Origin of the sequence: Cellulomonas algicola (genome assembly GCF_003851725.1) — a bacterium.
GTDB lineage: Bacteria > Actinomycetota > Actinomycetes > Actinomycetales > Cellulomonadaceae > Cellulomonas > Cellulomonas algicola.
This window is the reverse complement of record NZ_BHYL01000191.1, coordinates 1-5663: the sequence shown is the minus strand read 5'-3', so window position 1 is coordinate 5663 and position 5663 is coordinate 1. Positions and strand designations below refer to the sequence as shown.

At 75.1% G+C, this 5663-nt stretch carries 3 protein-coding genes and 1 pseudogene; 3 read left to right on the top strand and 1 reads right to left on the bottom strand.

The annotated features are described in order from the left end of the window. The coding region (locus CTKZ_RS12530) for a bifunctional [glutamine synthetase] adenylyltransferase/[glutamine synthetase]-adenylyl-L-tyrosine phosphorylase (protein ID WP_124343261.1) at positions 1 to 2505 on the top strand (2505 nt) is incomplete at its 5' end. On the opposite strand, the gene CTKZ_RS12525 is transcribed toward CTKZ_RS12530, so the two are convergent. Then, a complete protein-coding gene (locus CTKZ_RS12525; protein ID WP_124343260.1) occupies positions 2496 to 3743 on the bottom strand; it encodes an AI-2E family transporter in 1248 nt (415 codons plus the stop codon). The two genes, CTKZ_RS12530 and CTKZ_RS12525, sit on opposite strands and share 10 nt — an antisense overlap. A gap of 155 nt (positions 3744 to 3898) precedes the next feature. On the opposite strand from CTKZ_RS12525, the gene CTKZ_RS12520 reads away from it, so the two are divergent. Both CTKZ_RS12520 and CTKZ_RS12515 read left to right on the top strand, forming a co-directional pair. Then, positions 3899 to 5290, top strand: a complete 1392-nt coding sequence (locus CTKZ_RS12520; protein WP_124343259.1) for a hypothetical protein — start codon at positions 3899 to 3901, stop codon at positions 5288 to 5290. A 103-nt stretch (positions 5291 to 5393) separates the two neighbouring features. Beyond that, positions 5394 to 5663, top strand: a pseudogene (locus tag CTKZ_RS12515) (hypothetical protein); the annotation flags it as partial.

Sequence of the window (5663 nt, the reverse complement as noted above, 5' to 3'; positions counted from 1 at the left end):
GCCACCGACCCGCTGTCCCGGCTGCCCGGCGTCGCGGCCGCGCTCGCGGACCTCGCGGCGGCGGCGCTCGAGGGCGCGCTCGCGGTCGCGCGCGGCGACCTCGACGACCACGGCGCGGGCGTCCGGCTCGCCGTCATCGGCATGGGCAAGACCGGCGGGCGCGAGCTCAACTACGTGAGCGACGTCGACGTCATCTACGTCGCCGAGCCCGTCGACGGCGCCGACGAGGCCGAGGCGCTCGCGGCGGGTGCCCGGCTGGCCGCGGGCCTCGCACGCGTGTGCTCGACCGCGTCGGGCGAGCCCGCGCTCTGGCCCGTCGACGCGGCGCTCCGTCCCGAGGGCAAGGACGGCCCGCTCGTCCGGACGATCGCGAGCCACCGCGCGTACTACGAGCGGTGGGCCAAGACGTGGGAGTTCCAGGCGCTCCTCAAGGCGCGCCCGCTCGCGGGCGACCCCGACCTCGGGCGCGAGTACGCCGCGATGGTGCAGCCGTTCGTCTGGGCGGCCGTGCAGCGCGAGAACTTCGTCGAGGACGCGCAGGCGATGCGCCGCCGCGTCGAGCAGCACGTGCCCGCCGCGGAGGCCGACCGTCAGCTCAAGCTCGGCGTCGGCGGCCTGCGCGACGTCGAGTTCACCGTCCAGCTCCTGCAGCTCGTGCACGGCCGCGCCGACGACTCGATCCGCAGCCCCAGCACGCTCACGGCGCTCGCGGCCCTCGCGGCGGGCGGCTACGTCGGGCGCGAGCACGCCGCGCGCCTCGCGGTCTGCTACCGGTGGCTGCGGCTCGTCGAGCACCGCATCCAGATGCACCGGCTGCGCCGCACGCACCTGCTGCCGACCGCCGATGCCGACCTGCAGCGGCTCGCCCGGTCGGTCGGGCTGCGGGCCGAGGGCGCCCAGGGCCTGCTCGAGCGGTGGCGGTCGGTGCGGCGTGACGTCCGGCACCTGCACGAGGAGCTCTTCTACCGCCCGCTGCTGCCCGCGACCGCGCAGCTGTCGACCGAGGAGGCGAGCCTCGCGCCCGACGCGGCACGGGCGCGCCTCGCGGCGATCGGCTACCGCGACCCCGCCGGTGCGCTGCGGCACATCGCGGCGCTCACCGAGGGCGTGTCGCGGCGTGCGTCGATCCAGCGCCAGCTGCTGCCCGTCATGCTCGGCTGGTTCGCCGACGGCGCCGACCCCGACGGCGGCCTGCTCGCGTTCCGCCGCCTCTCGGACGACCTCGGGACGACGCACTGGTACCTCAAACTGCTCCGGGACTCGGGCACCGTGGCGCAGCGCCTCGCGCACGTCCTGTCGACGTCCCGGTACGTCGCGGACGCGCTGTCCCGGTCGCCGGAGTCGGTCACGTGGCTGGCCGACGACGCCGAGCTCGAGCCGCGCACGGCGGAGCGCCTCGCGGCCGAGGCCGACGCGGTCCTCACGCGTGCGGACGAGCCCGTGCCCGCGGCCCTCGCCCTGCGCGGGCTGCGCCGCCGCGAGCTCGCGCGCACGGCCGCGGCCGACGTGCTCGACGTCCTCACGAGCGTCCGGGCGTCACGGAGCCTGACCCGCGCGGCCGACATGGTGCTGTCGGGGACGCTGCGCGTCGCGGAGTGGGAGGCGCGTGTCGCGCTCGGGCTCGACGAGAACCCGACGCGGATGCTGGTGGTCGCGATGGGCCGGCTCGGCGGCGGCGAGATGGGCTACTCGTCGGACGCGGACGTGCTGTTCGTGCACGACCCGCTGCCCGGGGCCGACGCGGCCGTCGCGCAGGAGTTCGCGCTGTCCGTCGCGACGCAGCTGCGGTCCCTGCTCGGCTCGGTGGGGCCGGAGCCGACGCTCGCGGTCGACGCCGACCTGCGACCGGAGGGACGCAACGGCCCGCTCGTGCGGTCGTTCGACGCCTACGCCGAGTACTACAGCCGCTGGTCGTCGCCGTGGGAGAGCCAGGCGCTGCTGCGCGCCCGGCCCGTCGCGGGCGACACGGCACTGGGGGAGCGGTTCGTCGCGCTGATCGCGCCGCTGCGCTACCCGGAGGGCGGCCTGGACCCGGCGACCGTGCGCGAGGTCCGGAGGATCAAGGCCCGCGTCGAGGCGGAGCGTCTGCCGCGCGGCGTCGACCCGGCCCGGCACCTCAAGCTCGGGCGCGGCGGGATCGCCGACGTCGAGTGGACGGCGCAGCTGCTCCAGCTCCAGCACGCGCACGAGGTGCCCGGCCTACGCACCACGTCGACGCTCGACGCCCTCGCGGCAGCCCGGGAGGCGGGCCTCATCGCCGAGGACGACACGCGGGTGCTCGTCGAGGCGTGGGAGCTCGCGTCGCGACTGCGGGACGCGAACGTGCTGTGGACCGGCCGTGCCGAGGGTGCGCACGCGGACGTCCTGCCGCACGACCGGCAGGCGCTCGGCGGCGTCGCGCGCGTCGCGGGGTACCCCGCGGGCGGCGGTGCGGAACTCGAGGAGGACTACCTGCGGACCGCCCGGCGTGCACGGGCGGTCGTCGAGCGGGTGTTCTACGGCTGACGCGCCGCGGTCCCGTCGGTGTCGGTCGTGCCGGTGTCGGTCGCGCCGGCCTCGGGCGGGGCTGCGTCGTGCGGGTCGACGGGCGGCGTGACCGACGCGGGCGAGTCCTCGTCGACGTCGTGCCACCCCCGCGCGCGCAGCGCCTCCGCGTCCTCCTCGAGGATCGCGGCGTCGACGAGCTCGTGCCGGCGGATGTACGTCGAGGACACGGCCTGGATGGTCGCGGCGACGGGCAGCGCGAGGAACGCCCCGATGGGGCCGAACACGGCCCCGAAGGCGATGACGGCGAGGAACGACACCGCGGGGTTGAGCTCGAGCGACCGCGCGGACACCTTGGGGGAGAAGATCAGGTTCTCCACCTGCTGGTAGGCGATGATGAACGCCAGCACGGCGACGCCCTTGATCGGGTCGACGGCGAGCGCGACGGCCACGGGCAGGGCGCCGCCGATGTAGGTGCCGACGGTCGGGACGAACTGCGAGACGACGCCGGTGAACGCGGCGAGGGGCAGCGAGTACGGGATGCCGAGCACGAGCAGGAAGATCCACGTGAACACCGTGCAGAGCGCGGCGAGCACGATGCGCGAGTTGATGAAGTCGGCGACCTTCTCCTGCGAGACCTCCCAGAGCCGCAGGATCTCGCGCTGGCGGTTCGGCGCGAACAGCCGCAGGACGGCGGCCCGGAACTTCGGCCCCGCGCTGGCCATGTAGTAGACGACGAGCAGGATCGACGTGAGCGTGAACAGGCCGCCCACGATCGACGCGCCGACGCCGATGATGCCGGGCGCGAGCGACTGCCAGTTGTCGCCGACGTTGGCGATCACCTCGTCGGACTCGGGCAGCTCGACGCCGAACGACGTGTCGAGCCAGCTCTTCAGCTGCTCGTAGTACGACGGCAGCGACTCGACGAGCTCGACGACCTGCGCGACGAACAGCCCGCCGAACAGCGCGGCGATCACGAGGATCACGAGGATCCCGCCGACCATGACGATGCCGGTGGCGCGCGTCCGCCGGACGCGGTGCGCGACGAGCCACCGGATGAGCGGCTCCATCGCGAGGGACACGAACCACGAGATCACGACGATGGTGATGACGGACCCGAGCAGCGACAGCGCCCGCCACGTGAACAGGCCGAGGAACACGGCGACCGCGGTCATGAGCAACGCACGCGGCAGCCACGCGGGCGGCTTGCGAGGGTCGCGGGCGACGGCGTCGTGAGCGGGGACGGGCGGTCTGGGCATCGGTCCCTCCGGGGACGACGTGCACGGGACGTGCGGCCGGCGGTCGCGCGTGGAGCGCTCGGTGGGCACCGTACCGCGCCAGGGGTCGCGCGCTGACCTGCGACGCTGCCATGCTCGTGAGCAGCGGGACGAATCGGGCATGTCGAGGAGGGGCGATGACCGGTCAGGGTGTGCCGCAGGCCGCGGACGGGAACGGGACGGACGACCTCACGGCGTTGCGGGCCCGGCTCGCAGCGCTCGAGGAGGAGAACGCCCGCCTCCGGGCCGCGCCGCCGTCGTACCCGCCCGACGCGTCGGTCGCACCGGCCGTACCGCGCCGACGGCGACGTCCCGGACGCGTGACGGCCTCGGTCGTGCTCGTCGTGGTCGCGGCGCTGCTCGCCCCCGTGGCCGTGGTGGCCACGTGGGCCCGTGGGCTGGTGACCGACACCGACCGGTACCTCGCGACGGTCGCGCCGCTGGTCGACGAGCCGCAGATCCAGCAGGCGGTGACGAACCGGGTGACGGGGGCGATCGTCGACGCGATCGACCTGGAGCGGCTGGCCGCGGATGCGACGTCGGCGGTCGCCGAGCTCGGGCTGCCGCCGCGGCTCGCGACCGCGGTCGACTCGCTGCAGGGGCCGCTGGTCAGCGCGGCGACGAGCTTCGTGCACCAGGCCGTCGAGCGGCTCGTGACGTCGGACGCCTTCGACGCCGCGTGGACCGAGGCGAACCGCACGGCGCACGAGCAGCTCGTCGCCGTCATGCGGGGCGACCCCGACGCGATCGCGTCGATCAACGCGCAGGGCACGCTCACCGTCGACCTCACGACGGTGATCGAGGCCGTGAAGTCGGCGCTGTCCGAGCGCGGCTTCACGATCGTGGACCGGCTCCCGACGATCAACGCGAGCTTCCCGCTCGTGCAGAGCGCCGACCTGGTGCGGCTGCAGAACGCGTACGGCTGGCTGGACGTGCTCGGCACGTGGCTGCCGTGGGTCGTCGTGCTGCTGCTCGCGGGCGGGGTGCTCCTCGCGCAGCACCGCTCGCGGGCGCTCGTCGTCGCGGGCCTGACGCTCGCGGGCGCGATGCTGCTGCTCGGCGTCGTGCTGACGGTCGGGCGCACGGTGTACGCCAACGCGCTGCCACCCGCGGTGCAGCGGCCCGACGCGGCGGTCGTCGTCTACGACCAGGTGGTGTCGCTGCTGCGGGTCGCGCTGCGGTCGGGCCTCGTGCTGGGACTGGTCGTCGCGGTGGTCGCCTTCGTGTCGGGACGCAGCGCCGCGGCGGTGGGTCTGCGCTCGTCGTGGACGCGGTCGGTGGCGTGGCTGCGCGGCGCGGGGGAGCGGCGGGGTGTGACGACGGGGCCGGTCGGGGTGTGGCTCGACGAGCAGCGCACGTTCGTGCGCGTGGTCATCGCGTCGGGTGCGGCGCTGGCGATCGCGCTCGGCATGCCGCTGACGCCCGGGTACGTGCTGGGCGTCGCGATCGCCGCAGTCGTCCTGCTCGCGCTGACGACGGTCCTGGCGCGCCCGCGGGCCGCCGAGGTGCCTGCGGCCGCCGACGTGTGACGAGCGCGACGTCCGACTCGCCCGCCGCGAGCCTTTCGTCCCATGAATCCGGCAAGCGCTGTCCCTAGGATGGAAGCGTTCCCATCCACGGAAGGACCCCGCCATGAACCTCACCTTCCTCGCCGCTGTCGGCGCCGGTGTGACCGGTCACCCGACCGCCGGGCTCGTCGCGCTCCAGGCCGCGACGCACGGCGACCTCACCGCCGAGCGCCCTGCGCGCACGCCCCGACGCGGGCTGCCCTGGCGCCGTCGCACGGCCGCCGCCACGCCCGCGCCGACCACGACCGTCGTCACGCTCGCCCCGCTCCCGACGGCCGCCGCCAACCGGCCCGTCCGCGAGAACGACGTCGTGCCCGCGCCCGTCGCCGCGTCC